The organism is Pseudomonas migulae (genome assembly GCF_043225285.1).
Taxonomy (GTDB): Bacteria; Pseudomonadota; Gammaproteobacteria; order Pseudomonadales; family Pseudomonadaceae; genus Aquipseudomonas; species Aquipseudomonas migulae_C.
Genome location: NZ_CP171224.1, coordinates 5934899 through 5950431, shown reverse-complemented (window position 1 = coordinate 5950431; position 15533 = coordinate 5934899). Strand labels below are relative to the sequence as shown.

Here is a 15533-nt window from a genome sequence, read left to right as displayed (position 1 = left end):
TCGGCAAAATGCGCACCCTGTAGGAGCCGGCAAGCCGGCTCCTACAGGGGTTGTGTTCAGTGGGTTTTGGCGAGGCGGTTGGCCAGTGCCGAGACGGTTTGAGACGCGGCCTCCAGCCGCTCCAGCGGCAAGCTTCCCTGCGCGACCGCCGTGGTAATCGCGCGAGCAATCTGCGCAATCTCGGGCATCGCCTTCGCGGAGATCAGCAGCAGGTCAGCCCCCGCATTCAGTGCCGCCACCGCCACCTCGCCCAGCGACAGGTTGCCGATCGTGGAGCGGTGGTCCAGGTCGATGGTCATGACCAATCCCTTGAAGCCCAATTCCTGTCGGAGCAAACCGATCAGCTCGGGCGACACCGATGCCGCGACGGGGGGCTCGCAGGCGGCAAAAATCGCCGGCCCCATCATCACCGCGTCCGCCCCGGCGTTCACCCCGGCCTGAAACGCGGGCCAATAGGCGCGCAGTTGATCCAGCGACTCGGTGACCACCGCCTCCTCAATCGACGGCTGGCGCAGCAACACGGGATGCCCGGGAAAGTGCTTCAGCGTACTGGCCATCCCGGCACGGCGCACGCCACGCACGTACGCGCCAACCATGGCGGCGGCCTGATCAACGTCATCGGAAAGCGTGCGCCCCTGCAACCACACGTTGGGGCCGGCCACCACATCGGCCGTCGGCGACAGGAGCAGGTTCACCCCGGCATTTCGCACGGCGGTCGCGACCTTAAAGCACACCTCTTCCAGCTCGGCCAGCGCCATGGTTCTGGCCAAACCGGGCTCCGGAAGCGCAGGCGCGATGCCCTGCAAGCGATGGACCGCAGAGATGTCCGCATCCGCCGCCAGCAGCAGCGGCCCGGCCAGTTCCTTGGCGGTGCCGGTGAACCGCTGCCACGTTTCCAGGGTTTCCGACTCGAGCCGGCTCGCGCTCATCTTGCCGCTGACATACTCCTGCGCAGTCTCGCCAAACAGCAGGCTGCGCCCTCCACTGTCGAGAAACCTGCGCACGTCATCGTTCATGTCCAGATCGAGCAACACCGGAAACAGGACGCTGAAGGCCTTGTGTTCAATTGAGCTCATGATCAATCCCGGCTTGAGTGCTGCTGTTCATGATTGGCCGCTGCCAGTTCGCGAACCTTGGAGGCTGCGTCCAACAGCACCTGACGATCCAGAGCACCGTCGTGAACCGCTGCGACAATGGCTTCGGCAATGGCATCCAGGCCCGACTCGCTGGACACCAGCAACAGATGCGCACCGGCAGCCAATGAAGCAACCGCGGTGTCCGTGATCGAATTGCCTCTGAGGATGGAGACCGCATCAAGGTCGTCGGAGATGATCAGGCCGCCGAATCCCAGGGTGTCACGCAACACCGCGATGACTTTGGACGAGGTTGATGCCGAATGATCCGGGTCGATGGCAGGAAAAACCGCAGGCCCGGGCATCACTGCTTTAACACCGGTCGCGATGACTTCCTTGAACACCTCAAGGTTGTCATGGAGCAATTCCAACGGCCCGGGGACCGTGGCCTCGGCGATGGCCGGGTCCTGTTCGGTGACGTAGTGACCGGGGAAATGTTTTGCCGTGGCGATGACGCCAGCGCGCTGCACCCCACGGATAAAGGCGCAAGACACGCGGCTGACCTCAACCGGGTCAGCGCCCAGGTGTCGGTTGACCAGCCACGGGTTGGCACCGGTGACCACATCGACAATCGGCGCCAGGAACAGGTTGACGCCCAGGCTGCGCGCCACGCGGGCCATCTCGAAGCAACGCGTTTCGATCTCCTGCGCGTCGAGGTCCCTGAGCTGTTCTCGCGACGCAACGGCCGGCACCAATTGGTGAAGACGCTCGATGCCACCCAGTTCCTGGTCCACGGCGATCAGTATCGGCGCACCGGCCAATGACGCAGCTTGCCGAGCGATATCGATGAACTGGGCCTGGGATTCGGCGCCCTTGCGCGCCGGGCTCATGTCCCGACTGACGTACTCCTCCCGGGTTTCGCCCAGCAGGAGGGACACGCCGCCCCGGCTCAAATAACGACGGACCGTGTCGTCCAGGTTTAAATCCCCGAAGGCAGGAAGCAGGACCGAGTACGCGGCTCTATGCAGTTCGCTTGACATCGTATTTCCTCAACACCGTTATTTTGAGCAGAACGCTCAAGTTTATTGACGCGTGACGGGGTGCCACGCATGATACCGCCCAAAATCGAGCACAAACAGACACTGCAATGCTCGTTTGCGCTCACTCTATACGGAGAACGGATTAAGTCAATGCTCACTCATGAAGCTTTCCCCGGGGAACGGCAGAACCTGATCGCGGAGCGTCTGGCCACCCATGGCCGGGTTCTGGCAGGAGAACTGGCCCAGGAATTCAACGTTTCCGAGCACTCGATCCGCCGTGACCTCGCGGCGCTGGCGGAAGCTGGAATCTGCAAGCGCGTCTACGGCGGCGCTATCTCCGTGGCGCCCGTACGGGGCGATCAAGCCGCGCAGCTTCAACAGGCAGATCGCAAAAACTCCCTCGCGCTGGCCGCTGCGGCGCTGATCAAATCCGGGCAACACGTATTCATCGATGGCGGCACGACCAATGCCCGCATATCGAGCATGATCAATCACGATCTCGCCATTTCAATCACCACTAATTCGCCAGCCATTGCCCTCGAACTTGAAAAACTGCCAAAGGCCGATGTGATCCTGCTGGGCGGGCGTTTGCACAAGGCGACCGGCAGCACCGTCGGCCTCACGGCCATTCAGCAACTGTCGAACTTCAACTTCGACCTGTGCTTTCTCGGCGCCTGTGCGATTGACGCGATCAAAGGCGTGACAGCCTTCGACATGGACGATGCCGAATTCAAACGCACCGTGGTCTCGCGCAGCGGGCAGATCGTGGTCGCCGCGACCAACGAAAAGCTGTCGAGTATCGCGCACTACCAGGTCGCCTCCTGCGAGGAACTGGGTGTGCTGGTGGTGGAAAGTGATGCCCCTGCCGAACGGCTGGCGCCGATCCAGGCCCGGGTTTCGAACGTGGTGGTCGCCAGCTGACCGGCAGGCGCTATGGCTTTGGAAAAGTTACCCAGGCACGCCGTTGACTGGACTCGAGACAAGCCTGGGACAACACGACGCCGCGCACGCCTTCATGAATGTCGGGTAACGGGATGGCGGTCGCCGTGCGCCAGTCCGTTCCGGCATCGAGCGCTTCGGCAAAATCGGCATACAGCACGGCGAGCGCTTCCAGGTAACCCTCCGTATTACCCGCCGGCAGACTGGTGAAGCTCAGCGTCTGGGCTGCGTTATCGCTCTGGCCCCGGCGATAGATACGGTCGGCGCCGTCAATGGGGGTAAACAACAGCGTTTCCGGCGACTCCTGGCACCACTCGATCGAGGCCTTGCTGCCGACGATCTTGAAACGCAAGCCGTTGCGATGCCCTGGGGCGGCGAAACTGGCCCACAACAACCCTTCGATGCCACCCTCGAATTCCAGCTGCACCACACAGGTATCATCCAGCCCCCAACCGGCAACAAGCGTGCTCAGTTTGGCATTCAGATTGGTGCAGCGCTGCCCGGACAGGAATTCAAGCATGTTGAAAGCGTGTGTTCCCACATCGCCCAAAGCACCGGTCGGGCCAGCCTTTTCGGGGTCGCCACGCCAGGCCAGGCTCTTGTTCAAACCCTCAACGCCCGACGCCAGCCACTCCAGCAGGTACTCGACATACATAAAGCGAATGTCCCCGAGTTCCCCGGCCAGGATTCGGCTGCGGGCGTCCCGGACCATGGGATAGCCCTGATAGGTGTAGGTCACCGCGAAAAAAGTGTTATGCCGATCGGCAATGCGGGCCAGCTCATGGGCTTCTTCCGGGCTGTTGACCAGCGGCTTGTCGCAGATCACCGGGATACCCGCCTGCAGGAACAGCTGGCACGGTTCAAAGTGCAGGTGGTTGGGCGTGACGATGACCACGGCATCAATCGGGTCCGGGCGTCGCGACTCGGCAGCGGCCATGTCTTCGAATGACAGGTAAATCCTGTCGTCCTCGAGGTTGAACGCCAGGCCAGCCTCGCGGCATTTGTCCGGGTCTGAAGAAAAGGCGCCGGCGACAATGTCGTAGCGATTGCACAGCCGCATGGCCGCGCGGTGATAGCTGGCGAAGTAGGCACCCTGCCCGCCACCGACCATGCCGACCTTGAAACGTCGTTGTCCTGGAATATCGCCTGTTAACCTGGCCATCGTTCAAATGCTCCGTGATGTATGGCGCCTGTGCGCCACGGGGAGTATTGGACGAGAACCGGCTTTTCACCATTTCGCACCACGCTGATACATGACGCGGAGTGCAGCACCGAAATGAACGAGGCAATAACAATGATGTTACCCGGCAATGCCGAACTGTTACCTGATGGGGCGGCGAGTAACCTTCAGCCGCGCAAGCTAGACTGATAAATGCCGGTGGCCCACAGTATTCGAACATTGCGACACGGCATGGAACCTGCTTGGAATTAAATACAATATGATCAAGTATTTACGTCGGCATGAAGTGAATTAACGGTTATTCAGGAATAACTACCATATAACCGCGCCGCGCAAACACGCCCAGTTAAATAGAGACAGAAAATGCCCCGCCCAGGAGATCCCGTCACCATGCCATTGACCGCTGCCACCTCGCACCCCGAGCGACAACAGGTTCGCAGCGACTTGCAGGCAAACGTGCAAAAAAACCTGAGTACGCTGGTTGAATCCTGCCGCTCGGTAGCGGACATGTGCCGCAAAGTCGACGTCAATCGCCAGCAGTTCAACAAGTACCTGGTGGGCCAGCACGTTCCTTCTCAGAAGATTCTTCAGAAGATCGGTCGTTACTTCATGATGGAAGCCGAAGATCTTTTTCGGCCGCCCGCCGAGTTCAAGAAGTTCTATGAAGGCTATGAAAACGAATTGCCCACGGACTTGCGTGCCTCGGCGCAGTTCAATCACTTCCTGCCATTGGCAAAACAGTCGGCAGACTTGCTCGAAGACTATCTGGGCGTTTATTACCGCTACCACAACTCATCGATCTACAAGGGCCGGATCCTGCGTTCGGTGACCTGCCTGTATCGCGCCGATTCGATGGTTCAGTACGTCACGGTAGAACGTTTCCCGTTGCTGGATGGCAGCGGCAAGATTGGCTATTCGTTTACCTACCACGGATTCTGCCTGCTCCTCGGAGACCGCCTGTTCATGGTCGACTTTGAAGGCAAGCAACGAAACGAAATGACGTTTTCGATCCTGACCCCACAGCATCGCCGCCCGATCCGCTTCCTCTACGGGCTGGTCACCGGCGTGGCGTCGTCTTCGTTCCGCCAACCCTTCTCGACCCGCATGGCACTCGGGCTGGTGGACAAAGGCAAGATCCGCAAACATCACCTGCGCAATGCAACCGCCGTGCTGCCCAGCGATCAATCCTTGCCGCTGGAAGTGCGTGAGTACATGACGGGCGACAACGCGACAATTGTGTGGGGCGGACAGGACTGAGGCGGTCAATGGACCGCCTCGTGGTTGTTCAGACTTTGTGATGCTGCCCGTCGATGACGGGCGGTGGCTCGACGATGGGCGCTGGTGGCTCATCCTCATGCATGGCGTTGCGAAACCCCTTGATGGTTTCACCGACATCGCTGCCGAGGTTTTTCAGTTTTTTGGTGCCGAACACCAGCACCACCACCAGCAGTATGACGATCCAGTGCTTCCAGTCGAAAATACCCATAACGTGATTCCTCTCCAGACGATTTGATTACTGCCCTCGCGCCCCGCGCGCCGTGATCACTTCCACCAGCGACGGCCCCTTGCTGTTCAGCGCCTTGATAAACGCCGGATTGAGTTGCGAGGCATGCTCGACCCGCCACGCCTCCAGGCCAAAATTCCGGGCCACGCCGGCGAAGTCCGGGGAATACGGTTTGCCGTCCGGCAGGTTGAATTCGCCGGCCCGGTGCTGCTCGAGCAACGGGGTTTGCACATCGCTGAACGCGCCTTCTCCACTGTTATTGAACACCAGGAACACCACAGGAAGACTGTGCATCACGCACACCGCCATTTCCTGCAACGACTGCAGGAAATCCGCGCTCTCTAGAGCACACACCACCTGACGCGCCGGCATGGCGAGCTTCGCGCCAATCGCTGCGGGCAATGCCCAACCGGGCAGGTCATTGTGCGTGGTGCACAGGCTTCGGGATTGATAAACGGGGAACATCGCCTTGACCAGGGACTGCAGGCGCCCCGCACCCACCACCAGAATCGCGTCCTTATCCAGGACCGACTTCAATTCGGCCAAGGGCCTCTGCACCGTCAATGGCGGAATGTCATTCGCGCCGTCTTCGCTCAAGTGCGGTGTTCGGTCTTCGCGCAAGGCGACCACTTTCAAGCGTGGATCCGGCCGCTGCACCTCGCTGGTCGCCCGCAGCGTGGCGGGCGCCAGGCTGACGTCGATAGAGGTGTTCTGGACCGCAGCCGGAATATCCAGGCAGACCGGACCGGCACGCCCACTGAACATCGTATCGAAGGACTGACGCAAGGCGTCCGGCAACTGGTCCGTCGACGTGACCCGTACCGACGCTGTCGTGATACCGGGTGCCGCAGAATCCGGCCGGACATCCTCGCCACTGCTGAGTATCAGCATGGCCGACGCATCCGCCGCCGCAGCCGCGACACCGCCCAGTGCCTTGGAAGCCCCTAATGAAACGGGAAGCAGGACTGCCATCGGACGACCACAGGTTCGAAAATAGCCGTCGGCAAGGTGGACGGCGCTTTGTTCCTGCATGACGTGGATGAACGGGATATCGGTGCCGGCCGTCAGCAAGGCTTCCACCACGGCCCACGAGCCTTCGCCCGGCATGCCGGCCACATAACCGACACCGTTCGCTTTCAGCGCTTTCGCAATAATCTGGCCACCAGTGAGCTTCACGGGACACTCCAATCAAACCGACGCAGGTGTCAGGGCGAATACACATCGCCCGCCTCAGGACCTCGACTTGAGTATTCGCCCGCAACCGGCACGGCTCAATTTCGCACCCTGCGCAAAATCGACGCAGGTTGACGCAGGCGCTCCCCCCGCTCCCCGCGCCATGGGCAACTATCGTTACGGGGAGCGTGCTGCGCCAATCAGGTCACTTTGATGCGTCAGAGTGCGTCGCTTTTAAAGATGCTGCGAAATTGAGTGCCCTGCCCGCCGGGCCAATACTCGATCCATGAAAACAACAAGCCGAGCCTATCAAGCGCTGGGCGCGCCGCTTAGGTTCCTCAGTCTGTTCGAGGAACGCAGCCCGCAGCCCCGCCAAGGAAGAGTCGATCGGAACAGTGGAGATCAACGACGCATTGCCCGCATTTTTGGGCATGCAAGCGCCGCCACCCTCCCCAGCCGGATGGAACCACCGCTGGCCATAACACTGCCGATGTACATGACTGCATACATAAGGATGAGCCCGGCAACACGCAGCAAGCCGGAGCCATTGCAAGTTGCTGATCGTTTGCTAACCACCACCCCAGGCAGGAACTCAAAATGAAAAAAGAAACAGAGACGGGTTATGGACTCACCGGCATTGACCTTGATTCGATCAGCTTGAAGCGCCGCACCTTTTTGCTCGGGGCCGCGGCGTCTGCCGCGGGGTTGTACATGGGCTCGTTCATGCCGAGCGCGTTTGCGGCAGCGGCAGGCGGCCACCTGGAAATTCTGGGTTGGGAAGGTGAAACCGGTGACGCGGAACTGGCCGAGTGGCGCAAACAGCGCGGCATCACCGTGCGCTCGAGCTATGCCAGCAACCAGGACGACATTACCGCTCGCCTGGCCGGTTCAGATCCCGTGCAGCTCGACCTGACCATGTACGCCCTGGGCTACGAGACGATCTATCAGGAAATGGGCCTGCTCAAGGCAATCGACACCTCGAAGATCCCCAACTACTCGGCCGAAAATACCGTGCCGCTGTTCTACAAAGGCAGCCGCTGGTACTGGGACGGCAAGCAATGGGGCGTCCCGCTGCTGTGGGGCATGAACACCATCGTCTACAACCCGAAGAACGTGAAAAAGCCCACCGAGTACAAGGACCTGCTGGATCCGAAGCTGAAGGGCAAACTGACCTTCGTCGATGACGGGACTTCGAACTGGTCACTCATCGCGATCATTGCCGGCTATGGCGACAAGTTCCCCAACCTGACCCGTGCCGAGTTCGACGATGCCTTCGAGAAACTCAAGCCTTACCGTGATCAATGCCGGGTGTTTGCCGCCTCTTCGGGTGACGCGGTGTCCCTGCTGGTGTCGGGCGAAGTGGACGCAGTGTTCTCGGCGTCAGCCAACACGCCCAGCGAGACCCGTAAACGCGGCATAGAAACGGCGCTGTCGGTTCCCGCCGAAGGTGCGGCGCTGTGGTGCGATGCCCTGTTCATTCCGAAAACCGCGAAGGATATTCCGCTGGCGCTGGAGTTCATCAACAAGACGCTCGAGGCTGAAACCCAGGCCAAGATGGCGACCACCATGTTCTCCGGCGTGGTCAACACCAAAGCGATCCCGCTGCTGCCTGCCGAGCTGAAAAGCACCTTCGACTACGCGAACCTGGACGGCTTTTTCGAGAAATCGAAACTCTATGGCCAGCCGCCCCTGAGCTCCGACAAGTATGTGACCTATGCTGAATGGATCGATCAGTGGGCGAACTTCAAAGGCTCGTTCTAGAGCCATCGCCAATCCGGTGTATTGAAAGGATTGTTTGAGGGAACTGTACCGGAGGGTGCGTGTTTGCAAGCACGCGCTTCTCTGCTCGATGGAGGCGATGGAATGGCCTGTCGATGCCGTTCGTACGGTTCAGCAAGCGCACATGTCACACCGTGCAGGCGCTCGCCAAAGCGCCCTCGTCATCGAAATAAAAAGCAAAGGCAAACTCATCATGAACGTAGTCAACAACAGCGAGCCCATCCTTCTTGACGAACGGGATTCGCAGACCGGTAAACACGTGAAAATCGACAAGAAAACCCTCAGCGCATACTGGCTGGCGTCGCCTCCACTGTTGTTCCTGGTTGTGTTCTTCCTCATCCCGTCGGTGCTGCTGCTGGTCGCGAGTTTCTGGACCGCCAAGACCTTCAGCATGGAGCCCGCCGCGACCCTGGCCAACTACGCGAAGGCGCTGAGTGCCAGCGGCTTCTACGACTCGTTGTGGATCGCCCTGCAAAACGGTTTCTGGACCGCCGTGCTGTCCACGGTCATCAGCGCCCCGGTCGCCTATTACATCGTCTATCGCACGCGCTCCAACGCCGTGCTGTACCTGGCCTTGATCTCGTGGTTCTCCAGCTACCTGGTGCGGGTCTACGCCTGGCGTTCGATCCTGGGCACCAACGGCGTGATCAACTCCACGCTGCTGCACCTCGGGCTGATCGACCAACCGCTGGACTGGCTGGTGTTCAGCAAATTCTCCGTGGTGTTGACCCTGGTCCACATCATGTTGCCCTTCACGCTTCTGCTGCTGGTTTCGGGTCTGCGCGACATCAAGAAGGACTACCTGGAAGCCGCCGCGGACCTGGGCGCTGGCGGCGCGACCATCCTGTGGCGCGTGATCATGCCGATGGCGCACAAGAGCATCGTCAGTTCCTTCATGTTCACCTTCGTGCTCGCCGCCAGTGACTACGTCACCCCGCAACTGCTCGGTGGACGCGACGCCATGACCACCGGCCTGGTGATCGCCAACCAGTTCCGCTCGGTCGGCAACTGGCCGCTGGGAGCGGCGATGGCTTACCTGCTGCTGATTGTCTTCATGCTGGTTTATGCGCTGCTGCTGGGTGTGTTGCGGGCGGCCAACCTGGCGCCGGGCAAACGCTACCACGACTGAACGCCGCCAATAAAAATGCAAGGTGACCGCCATGATCAGACTCTTCACTTACGTTTACATGCTCTTCCTCTACGCGCCGATCGCGATAATTGCGTTGTTCAGCTTTCACTCGTCGGCCTCGTTGTCGTTCCCGTTCGAGGGCTTCTCTACCCAGTGGTATGAGGCGCTGTTCAGCAGCTCGGACTTCATGACGGCGCTGACCAACAGTGCAATCGTCGCCGCCGGCTCGGCCATTCTGACCACGCTGCTCGGCACCTTTTCGGCGCTGGCGCTGATGCGCATGAAAGGCCGGGTCAAAAAGGTGTTTGCCTTCATGAACTTCGCGCCGATCGCCCTGCCCGGCTTGTTCCTGGGCATCGCACTGGTGATTTTCTTCTCGCTGATCGGCCTGCCGCGCTCGCTGCTGACCGTGATCATCGGCCACACGCTGTTTACCTTTCCGTTCTTCGTCGAGTCGGTCCGTTCACGCCTGGAGTACTTCGATCTGTCATTCGAAGAAGCGGCCCGTGACCTGGGCGCCTCACCACTCAAGGCGTTCTGGCTGGTGACGCTGCCGATCATCGGTCCGACCATTGCCGGCGCCGCGATCCTGGCAGTGGCGCTTTCCATGGACGAATTCCTGATCACCGTGTTCGTCACCGGCAGCGACACCACATTGCCCCTGATGATCCTTTCGATGATGCGCCGCGCCGTCAGCCCAACCATCAATGCCGCCTCGGTATTCATGCTGGTCGTGACCATCGCCATTATCGTCATCGCCGGCCTGGTCATGACCTTGCGCCGTCGCCGCCTCGAACTTGAACGTGCTGAAACTGCAGAGTAATCGCCATGACCAACAGTATTGAACTGACCGGAATCTCCAAGAGCTACGGCAACCTGACCGCCCTTGGCAAAGTCGACCTGACCGTCAAGCGCAACGAAATCCTGACCTTGCTGGGCCCGAGCGGCTGCGGCAAGACCACCCTGATGCGGATCATCGCCGGCTTCGAAGAACCCACCACCGGCAAGGTCGTGATCGATGGCAAGGATTCCACGTCCCTGGCGCCTGAACATCGCCCGGTGAACATGGTGTTCCAGAAATACGCGCTATTTCCGCATCTGGACGTGTTCGACAACGTGGCGTTCGGGCTGCGCCTGAAGAAAAAGCCGAAAGACGAGATCAAGCGTGAAGTGACCAAGGCGCTGGAACTGGTGCAGCTGGAAAGCTTCAAGAATCGCTGGATTTCCGAACTCAGCGGCGGCCAGGCGCAGCGCGTCGCACTGGCTCGCGCATTGGTGAATCGCCCGGCGGTGTTGCTGCTCGATGAGCCACTGGCGGCGCTGGACCTGAAGATTCGCCACCACATGCTCAACGAGATCAAACGGATCCACGAAGAGACCTCGACCACCTTCGTTTACGTCACCCACGACCAGGACGAAGCGATGATCCTGTCCGACCGCGTGGTGCTGCTGAACAAGGGTGGCATCGAGCAAATCGGTGGGCCGCAAGAGATGTATTGGTCGCCACGGACGTTGTTCGCCGCGAAATTTTTCGGCGACACCAATATCGTCAATGGCACCTACGGCGTGGCTGACAGCAGCAGCGGCTTTGTCGATCTGCCGTTCGGGCGCTACGCGCACACGGCCAAAAACAGCCTCGGCGCCGGTCCGGTGAATGTGTCGATCCGTCCGGAAACCATCGGTCTTGAGCCGGCATCGGGCAATCCGCCGGCGGACGGCACCTTTATCGGCAAGGTCAAGGACACGTCCTTCATCGGCAACCGGGTCATTTACCGGGTGGCGGTGGCCGGCGGCACCCTCGACCTCAAATGCCAACAGTTGCCGACCCCGGGCAGCCACGCGCTGCCGCCGGGATCGGACGTGGCGCTCACCTGCAAACCCGACAGTTTTGTGGTGATGCCCGCCTGATTTCTGGTGGTGCGCGTTCCCCTGTAGGAGCCAGCTTGCTGGCGATGGTCGTCAACGATAACGCGTGCGGACTGGTTCAGCGCGGCGTTCTCGAGTCCATCGCCAGCAAGCTGGCTCCTACAAGTATCGCGTTATTGGTGGGACTTTTTTTGATCAGGGCGGTACATAGAAGTGGTCGACTACATCGTCATCGGGGGCGGATCTGCCGGCTGCGTGATTGCCGCGCGCCTCAGCGAAAATGCACAGGCTTCGGTGGTGCTCCTTGAAGAAGGACCCAGGGACACCCACCCGTTCATTCATTTGCCGGTCGGTTTCTACAAGACCAGCCAGGGCAACCTGGTCGAGCATTACCCTTGGGACCCGCCAGCGGACTACATAGGCCCGGCCAGCCCGACCATGGTCCAGGCGCGGGTGCTCGGCGGCGGCAGTTCGGTCAACGCCATGGTTTACCTGCGCGGGCAACCGGCCGATTACGACAGTTGGGCATCGGGCGGCGCTCAAGGCTGGGCCTACAAGGACGTTCTGCCCTTCTTCAGGAAATGCGAAACCAACGATCGCTTCAGCAATGCGGCCCACGGCACCGAGGGTCCGCTCGGCGTCAGCGATCAGCGCTATACCCATCCTCTGACCAAGTTCTGGTTGCAAGCCTGCCAGCAGGCCGGGCTGCCTTATAACCCAGACTTCAACTCGGGTGTACAGGACGGCTGCGGGTTGTATCAGATCAACGCCAGGAATGGATTGAGATCGAGCACCTCGGTCGCCTACCTGAAGCCGGCACGCAAACGCGCCAATCTGACGGTGAAAACCAGCTGCCGGGTCCTGCGTATCCTGGTCGAAAATGGCCGGGCAACCGGGGTTGAGTACCTTGAAAACAATCAACGTCGCGTGCTCAGGGCCGAGCGCGAAGTCATCGTCAGCGCCGGGGCGATCAACACACCGAAGCTGTTGATGCTGTCGGGCATCGGGCCGGCCAGTCACCTGCGGGACACAGGCGTCGAGGTGCTGCATGACCTGCCGGGTGTCGGGCAGAACCTGCAGGATCACATTGAAGTATCACTGATCAATGAACTGCGCCGCCCGCTGAGCTATGACAAGTACAAGAAGCCGCACTGGAAACTCGCTGCCGGGTTGCAGTACGCGTTGTTTCGAGAAGGTCCGGTGACGTCAAACGTGGTTGAAGGCGGTGCGTTCTGGCGAACCTCGGTGGCCGAGGACCGTGCCGATGCGCAGTACTGCTTCATGGCCGGTGCCGGTGTGGAAGCGGGCGTAGGTTCCGTCCCCGGTGGCAATGGCTGCACCCTGAACGTCTGCCAGACCCGCCCGCGCTCGACCGGCGCCGTGCAACTTCGCAGCGCTGATCCGCTGGATTTCCCCTCGATCAACCCCAACTACCTGAGCGACCCGTTCGACGTGGAATGCATGGTGCAAGCGACCGAGTTCGGTCGTCACATCATGTCCCAGAGTGCGATGGCTGGGCATATCCTGCGCGAGCACATGCCCGCCGAGCCATTGCGTACCCGCGACGATTACCGCCAGTTCGTCCGCCAACAGGCGCACGCCGCACTGCACCCGGTCGGTACCTGCAAAATGGGCGCGGACGAGATGGCGGTGGTGGACAACGAGTTGCGGGTACACGGAATCGACGGTTTGCGAATCGCCGATAACTCCATTGCCCCGAGCCTGTGCTCGAGCAACACCAATGCCCTGGCGATCATGATTGGCGAGAAAGCGGCGGATCACATTCAGCGTGCCTTCTAACCCGGAACCCCACCTGTAGGAGCCAGCTTGCTGGCGATAGCGTCAATTCAATCGATAAACATGTCGACTGATCCACCGCTATCGCCGGCAAGCCGGCTCCTACAGGGGGATAGGCGTTGGGGTCGGGTCAGACCCTGAAATTGCTCATCAATACCTGCTGCTGGTTCGCCAGGTCATTCAACGATTGGCTGATCCGCGCCGACTGATCCGCCTGTTCCACCAGCGCTCCCGTGACGTCCCGGATGGCCGAGACATTGCGGTTCACCTCTTCCGTTACCGCACTCTGCTCCTCCGCCGCACTGGCGATTTGCAGGTTCATGTCGGTCATGATCTCGATGTTCTGGCTGACATTGATCAACGCATCCACCGCCTCCAGCGCCTGCACTGCACTGGCATCCGCCTGCCGATGCTGACTCTGCATCGCATTCACCACATCGCGGGTGCCGCTCTGGAGGCTTTCGATCACCCCCTGAATCTCGCTCACCGAGTCCTGGGTGCGCTGGGCCAGATGTCGAACCTCGTCCGCCACCACCGCAAAACCCCGGCCCGTCTCCCCGGCCCTCGCCGCTTCGATGGCAGCGTTCAGCGCCAGTAGATTGGTCTGCTGGGCAATGGTCCGAATCACATCGAGCACACTGCCGATTTTCTCGCTGCTGTCGGCGAGCTGACGCACACCGCTCATGGCGCCGCTCATGTGATCGGCCAGCGACTGGATGGAATGGGCAGCGGTCTCGATGGTGCCCTTGCAGGATCGCGCCGCGACATCACCGTTGCGCGCAGCCGTCGCCGCCATGGACGCGTTGCGCGCCACCTCTTGAGACGTCGCGCTCATTTCATGGGCAGCCGTCGCGACCTGCTCGACTTCCCGCAGTTGTTGCTGCATACCGCTGCTGGTCTGGGTGGCGATCGAGGAGGCCTGGTCGGCGGTGGATCTGGTCTCGACAACGCTCTGGCTGACCTGCGCAATGATCGGCTGCAGCTTGTCCAGGAAGCGATTGAACCCGCCCACCAGCGCGCCGATTTCATCGCGACGCTCGGCGCTGAGCCGCTGGGTCAGGTCGCCCTCACCATTGGCGATGTTTTCAAGCATCGCCGACACGCGACGGATTGGCCGGCTGACACTCACCGCCAGCAACCCCATCAGCAAGGTGCCGGCCAGGGTGACGCCAATACCGGTGGCGACCTGAACGATCACCGACGTCCGGTTCGATTGCTCGAGCACCTCCTGCAATGCCGCGACCGAGGCCATCAACGTGGCGCGCGGCACCTCGATCACCGTCATCCACGGGCTCGCATTCGGGATGGGCGAAAACGGCACGACGAGCATGACGTTGGCGCTGTCGGCCCCATCGATCGTCAGGGTTTTACCCGATTTCGCCGCCTCGACCATATCCGTCGCCTGCTGGGGGAACAGGTCGCTGATGGATTTTCCCAGCGCAGCAGGATCGCCGCTCCGGCCCATGACCGCACCGGCGCCGCTGACGAAGGTCAGTTGTCCTTGCCCGTCGAACAGCGACGAACCGGCTTTCTGCGCAATGTTTTGCAAGCTGCTCAACGGCAGGTCAATGCTGACCACGCCGATGAACTTGCCGCCGTCCATCAACGGTATCGCGATGCTGGAAGTCAGGGTCGGCACACCGTTGAGCAGGAACGAATAAGGTTCGATCAAACAGGGTTTGCGGGTTTTCTTCGGGCAGTTCCACCAGGCTTTGCCAGGGTCGCCGTCGTCCTGCATTTCCTTTTCATCAAGGATGAAGTTCTGCATCGAGGACACGTACACCGCGAACCGGCCACTGGCGTTGCCGCTGAAGTCGGCACCGTTGATCGCGCTGGCGTCAGCGCCGTCCAGCGCATTGGGTTCGAAGGAAATGCCGACACCGAGTATCTCTGGCGTAGTCGCCACTTGCGCGCGGATCAGCCGGTACAAATCGCCGCGCAGCTGTTTGGGGGCCAGGCCATTTTGCCGGGCCTGGCGGCGCAGCATGACCACCTGCGTTGCCAGGGACCGGGTGAACATCAGGCTGCTGAGGAAGCGCTGTTCAATGCCATT

12 protein-coding genes and 2 pseudogenes are annotated in these 15533 nt (G+C 60.7%); 7 read left to right on the top strand and 7 right to left on the bottom strand.

Annotation, left to right across the window (positions count from 1 at the left end):
* Positions 1-56 precede the first annotated feature (56 nt).
* The gene (locus tag ACF6ZU_RS27330; protein ID WP_392888752.1) at positions 57-1076 is read right to left on the bottom strand and encodes a glycoside hydrolase family 3 N-terminal domain-containing protein; all 1020 of its coding nucleotides are present in this window, start codon (positions 1074-1076) and stop codon (positions 57-59) included.
* A gap of 2 nt (positions 1077-1078) precedes the next feature.
* Positions 1079-2113, bottom strand: a complete 1035-nt coding sequence (locus ACF6ZU_RS27325) for a glycoside hydrolase family 3 N-terminal domain-containing protein (RefSeq protein ID WP_392888750.1) — start codon at positions 2111-2113, stop codon at positions 1079-1081.
* 150 nt (positions 2114-2263) lie between these two features.
* Here ACF6ZU_RS27325 and ACF6ZU_RS27320 point away from each other — a divergent pair, with 150 nt between their 5' ends.
* Complete coding sequence (locus ACF6ZU_RS27320; protein WP_392888748.1) at positions 2264-3034, top strand: DeoR/GlpR family DNA-binding transcription regulator; 771 nt, start codon at positions 2264-2266, stop codon at positions 3032-3034.
* Between the two features lie 10 nt (positions 3035-3044).
* Here ACF6ZU_RS27320 and ACF6ZU_RS27315 read toward each other — a convergent pair whose 3' ends face one another.
* Complete coding sequence (locus ACF6ZU_RS27315) at positions 3045-4214, bottom strand: Gfo/Idh/MocA family protein (protein ID WP_392888745.1); 1170 nt, start codon at positions 4212-4214, stop codon at positions 3045-3047.
* Positions 4215-4622: 408 nt separating this feature from the next.
* Between ACF6ZU_RS27315 and ACF6ZU_RS27310 the strand changes: the two genes are divergently transcribed.
* On the top strand, positions 4623-5489 hold the full coding sequence (locus ACF6ZU_RS27310; protein WP_392888743.1) for an XRE family transcriptional regulator: 867 nt from the start codon (positions 4623-4625) through the stop codon (positions 5487-5489).
* Positions 5490-5517: 28 nt separating this feature from the next.
* Here ACF6ZU_RS27310 and ACF6ZU_RS27305 read toward each other — a convergent pair whose 3' ends face one another.
* Positions 5518-5718 (bottom strand): twin-arginine translocase TatA/TatE family subunit, encoded by a 201-nt coding sequence (locus ACF6ZU_RS27305; RefSeq protein ID WP_392888741.1) that lies wholly within the window; start codon positions 5716-5718, stop codon positions 5518-5520.
* 27 nt (positions 5719-5745) lie between these two features.
* The gene (locus ACF6ZU_RS27300) at positions 5746-6912 is read right to left on the bottom strand and encodes a thiamine pyrophosphate-dependent enzyme (RefSeq protein WP_392888739.1); all 1167 of its coding nucleotides are present in this window, start codon (positions 6910-6912) and stop codon (positions 5746-5748) included.
* 594 nt (positions 6913-7506) lie between these two features.
* Here ACF6ZU_RS27300 and ACF6ZU_RS27295 point away from each other — a divergent pair.
* From ACF6ZU_RS27295 to ACF6ZU_RS27275, 5 genes are all read left to right on the top strand, one after another.
* Positions 7507-8670: a PotD/PotF family extracellular solute-binding protein gene (locus ACF6ZU_RS27295; RefSeq protein WP_392888737.1), complete on the top strand. Its 1164-nt coding sequence runs from the start codon at positions 7507-7509 to the stop codon at positions 8668-8670.
* A 211-nt stretch (positions 8671-8881) separates the two neighbouring features.
* Entirely contained in the window at positions 8882-9817 is a 936-nt protein-coding gene (locus ACF6ZU_RS27290; protein WP_392888736.1) for an ABC transporter permease, read from the top strand.
* 31 nt (positions 9818-9848) lie between these two features.
* On the top strand, positions 9849-10640 hold the full coding sequence (locus ACF6ZU_RS27285; RefSeq protein WP_392888733.1) for an ABC transporter permease: 792 nt from the start codon (positions 9849-9851) through the stop codon (positions 10638-10640).
* A 5-nt stretch (positions 10641-10645) separates the two neighbouring features.
* Positions 10646-11725 carry an ABC transporter ATP-binding protein gene (locus ACF6ZU_RS27280; protein ID WP_392888731.1) on the top strand — a complete coding sequence of 360 codons (1080 nt, stop codon included), beginning with the start codon at positions 10646-10648 and terminating at the stop codon, positions 11723-11725.
* Positions 11726-11896: 171 nt separating this feature from the next.
* Entirely contained in the window at positions 11897-13483 is a 1587-nt protein-coding gene (locus tag ACF6ZU_RS27275; RefSeq protein ID WP_392888729.1) for a GMC family oxidoreductase, read from the top strand.
* Between the two features lie 127 nt (positions 13484-13610).
* Here the strand turns inward: ACF6ZU_RS27275 and ACF6ZU_RS27270 are convergent.
* Positions 13611-14150 (bottom strand): annotated as a pseudogene (locus ACF6ZU_RS27270) (methyl-accepting chemotaxis protein); the annotation flags it as partial.
* A 366-nt stretch (positions 14151-14516) separates the two neighbouring features.
* Positions 14517-15467 (bottom strand): annotated as a pseudogene (locus ACF6ZU_RS27265) (methyl-accepting chemotaxis protein); the annotation flags it as partial.
* Positions 15468-15533 lie beyond the last annotated feature (66 nt).

Bases quoted from the DNA above. Each gene is read 5' to 3' on its own strand.
- ACF6ZU_RS27330 (WP_392888752.1), bottom strand. From the start codon at position 1,076: ATGAGCTCAATTGAACACAAGGCCTTCAGCGTCCTGTTTCCGGTGTTG.
- ACF6ZU_RS27325 (WP_392888750.1), bottom strand. From the start codon at position 2,113: ATGTCAAGCGAACTGCATAGAGCCGCGTACTCGGTCCTGCTTCCTGCC.
- ACF6ZU_RS27320 (WP_392888748.1), top strand. From the start codon at position 2,264: ATGCTCACTCATGAAGCTTTCCCCGGGGAACGGCAGAACCTGATCGCG.
- ACF6ZU_RS27315 (WP_392888745.1), bottom strand. From the start codon at position 4,214: ATGGCCAGGTTAACAGGCGATATTCCAGGACAACGACGTTTCAAGGTC.
- ACF6ZU_RS27310 (WP_392888743.1), top strand. From the start codon at position 4,623: ATGCCATTGACCGCTGCCACCTCGCACCCCGAGCGACAACAGGTTCGC.
- ACF6ZU_RS27305 (WP_392888741.1), bottom strand. From the start codon at position 5,718: ATGGGTATTTTCGACTGGAAGCACTGGATCGTCATACTGCTGGTGGTG.
- ACF6ZU_RS27295 (WP_392888737.1), top strand. From the start codon at position 7,507: ATGAAAAAAGAAACAGAGACGGGTTATGGACTCACCGGCATTGACCTT.
- ACF6ZU_RS27290 (WP_392888736.1), top strand. From the start codon at position 8,882: ATGAACGTAGTCAACAACAGCGAGCCCATCCTTCTTGACGAACGGGAT.
- ACF6ZU_RS27285 (WP_392888733.1), top strand. From the start codon at position 9,849: ATGATCAGACTCTTCACTTACGTTTACATGCTCTTCCTCTACGCGCCG.
- ACF6ZU_RS27280 (WP_392888731.1), top strand. From the start codon at position 10,646: ATGACCAACAGTATTGAACTGACCGGAATCTCCAAGAGCTACGGCAAC.